Source organism: Phycisphaerae bacterium, assembly GCA_012729815.1.
Taxonomy (GTDB): domain Bacteria; phylum Planctomycetota; class Phycisphaerae; order JAAYCJ01; family JAAYCJ01; genus JAAYCJ01.
In genome coordinates this window covers 1-3,307 of record JAAYCJ010000190.1, presented here as the reverse complement: position 1 = coordinate 3,307, position 3,307 = coordinate 1, and the positions used below count along the sequence as shown (strand labels likewise).

Annotated in this window: 2 protein-coding genes; both read right to left on the bottom strand. The window is 65.3% G+C overall.

What is annotated here, in order from left to right; translation table 11 throughout:
* The coding region (locus tag GXY33_12795; protein NLX06009.1) for a hypothetical protein at window positions 1-1,109 on the bottom strand (1,109 nt) is incomplete at its 3' end.
* The coding region (locus GXY33_12790) for a VCBS repeat-containing protein (GenBank protein ID NLX06008.1) at window positions 1,106-3,307 on the bottom strand (2,202 nt) is incomplete at its 5' end. The genes GXY33_12795 and GXY33_12790, both read right to left, overlap by 4 nt.

Genomic DNA, 3,307 nt, shown 5'->3' with positions numbered 1-3,307 from the left:
TTATCCGCCAGTTGCTTGAGCTCACTCAACGATTCGGCGTGACGGATACGCAGGAACTCCTCCTTGAGGATGGCGGCGCGCCGAAGCGCCTCATCGCCATTGGCCACCAGGTCGTTTCGCAGCGGCAGGCTGACCTGCTCTGATGAGAATTTCAGATCCTCAGCGGCGGTGAATTCCGCGTCCTCAAGCCGTTCGCGGATCAGGGTTTCAGCAAGGCCGTCGCCAATCCGCCGCACCTCCAGATGGCACGCATTGGCCTCCTGGTGCGGGAACCACGGCACGCTGGTCTGCAGGTCGTTTTCGGGGAATTTCGGCTGGGGCCAGCGGCCCTGTTCCCATGGGGCCAGGTTGCCGCACGGTCCGGTCAGGAAGCAGCAGGTCCCGCCAAACGCCTCAGCCATCCGTCGGCGCACCACACCCGGAAAGTCGGCACTGTACCGCCGCTGGGTGGTGTGGCCGGCGATGCACGGATGCGCGCTGTAGCGGACAATGCTGCCGATCGGCCGGCCGGAAAGGGTCTGGAAGAACACCGCCTGCAGCAACCCGTCGGTCGGACCGTTGTAGATCATCGGGCCCTGAAAATCGGGTTCGCCGACCGGCCGGCCCAGCCAGTGCTCGAGCCGGGCCCGGTTGACCGGTCCGCCGTCCGGGTCGCCCTGATGGTCATCGAAGCCCAGCCACATCGTCAGGCTTCCCAGCCCGCGCGGCATGGGACGGCGGCGGTTGACGTTGTATCGCCGCCCGGTATCGACCTGGCGATACGCCATCCGCACCGGCTCCGCGGAGCAGAAGGCGTCGTTGACCAGCCCGGCCAGGCAGTCGGCCAGGCCATCCTCCAGAAGCTCGTTCTGGCCCGGCGAGGTGTGCGTGTGCGTGCAATGGGTGATGACCGCCTCTGGGGCCAATTGGCAGCGCTGGGCCACTCGCCGCCGCACCCGCGTGCAGAATCCCACCGACAATTGGACCAGGTCCAGTCCGATCATCGCCACTCGCGTCGATCCGCTTTCGAACGCGCAGACCACGGCCTCCAGCGGGTCATGGACCGGGTGCCTGGCTAGGTACGTGCCCTGCAGGGCGCCGCTCGAAATGCCGACTTTGACCTGGCTCATCGGATCGGTTTGACTTCTCCAGATTCGACTCTGTGCATTATACCCGCCAGCCAATCGCGGTGGAACAGGTACATCGTGCCGGATTCCCCGCCGATCAGCAGGTCATCGCGTCCGTCGCCGTCCCAGTCGACCGCCTTGGCGTGGCTGTCGTGATGGCAGATCTCGATCGGGCCGTCGGGCGTCGTGAAGGGCTTGGGCTTTTTGAACTTCGGCTGTTGGTTGGTGCCCACGTTTTCCAGCAGATTGCTCATGTAGTTCGTCGAGACGATCAGGTCGTAGACCCCGTTGCCCGTCCAGTCCACCGCGTCGAGGCTGATCATGCCGTACTTGTAGATGGCCGGCGGTATCGTGTCCACCATGATCGGTTTGCCGTTGGTATACGTCAGCGGCGTCGGCGGCTCCAGCAGCAGTGGGCTCTCGGTGCTCTGGCGGTACATGCACACGCGGTATTGCCAGTCGGCGGTGATCAGCTCCAAGCGGCCGTCACCGTCGAAATCGAGCACGATCTGGCCCTTGCGCCACCCGAACGGATCGAGCATCCCGCGCACCTTCAACTCGTGCATCCCGGTGAAGCGATTCCGCTGCGGGTCGTAGCCGCGCAGCCACAGGATGCGGTTCGTGTTATTGCCCACGATCAGGTCGAGCCGGCCGTCGCCGTCCCAGTCGCAGACCAGCGGCTTGAGCTGTCCGCAGCTCCACTCCAGGTCGTTATCGTGCAGGATGTTCTCCCGCCTCAGATGCAGCACGTTGCCGCGATTGTCGCAAAGCCGGCGCGGATTGTCATACGCCGGCCGGTCCCTGGTTCCCACGTTCTTGACCAGCGTGATGAAGCCCGGCTCGTCGCCGCAGACCAGGTCCATTTTCCCGTCGCCGTCCACGTCGATCGGCCAGGCCCGCACGTAACCCTCCGGCCGCACCTTGCCGCCTTCGCCGAGCAGCAGCCCGGCGTCCTTGTAGCTCCTGGCGTCATACGGATTTTCGCCCGTCCGCTTGAAGTACCGCATGCCGCCGCCCGAATTGACCGTGCCGACCAGGCAGCCGTCGAACGCGGCGTTCCGGACGAACCGGAAACCGCAGCTCATCCGGCCGACGCTCCACGGCAGGAAACCATCCTGCGTCATTCGCGGCTCGTCCGCGGTTCCCGCGTTGCGCCACACCTCGATCGCCGGTTCCGGCCGATGGTTGCCGTGCAGGATCAGCAGTTCCGCGGAGCCGTCGCCGTCCACGTCGAACCAATCGAAGCTGAACGCCCGGCCGTCGGGAAAGTTGTTGATCGTCCGCCAGTCGCCGTACCTGGCTTTCGGCCGCCAGAAACTCGAACGCGGCAGCGGGAACGATTTGAACTTCGGTCTTTCCGGCGTCCCGCCGACGTTTCGCATCAGCCAGATCTGGCCGTTGTCGATCCCAGCCTCGACGTAGGGCGAGCCCAGGATAAACGACGGCCGGCCGCTGCCGTCCCAATCCACCACCCGCAGGCCCAGGTACGGCGTCGGCGGCAGCACCTTCGGGATCGCGATATCCACCGCCCGCTGAAGCACCGGCAGCCCGGCTTCGTCCAGCCGTCCGGTGTTGCGGTAGACGCGCATCTGCCCCTGGCGGCTGACCGTCACGAGGTCCTGCCGGCCTGTGCCGAACCAGTCGAAAAAGTCCACGCGGATGTAGTACTCGCTGATGAAATCGCGCCGTTTGGCGAACTTCCACTCGCCTTTCCAGTGCGTCTTGGATGGGTCGGTCAGGTCCACGCCGTCGGCGCAGAGCCGGTAGGGCGGAGCGAACCGCGGTTTGGCGTTGCCGCCGATGTTCCGCCAGAAGAACACGCCGGCCCACGGCATGCCCTGAACGTTGGAGTAGTGGCTCGTCGAGATAATGTCGATCAGGCCGTCGCCGTTCCAGTCGATGGCGATCGGGAACTGGTGCATGCCCGGCGTGGCGATCGGCCGCCAGCGATCGCCGTTGTAGAAGATCTCATCGCCGACGCCGACCATCGGGCGGTAGGGGGCCTGGGCCAACCGTCCGTCTTTGCTCCGCAGCGAAAACTCCATCGACCAGCGGCCGCCGGCTTGCGGATCGTCAGCCAGCCACGCCACCCATCCCTGATTCCGGTAGTACAGGTGCTCGTCGACCTGCACGTCGTACCGCTTCGTCTTGCCCGACACGCGGCGTTTGACGATGATCGTGTGCGGATCGACCAGGCCCTG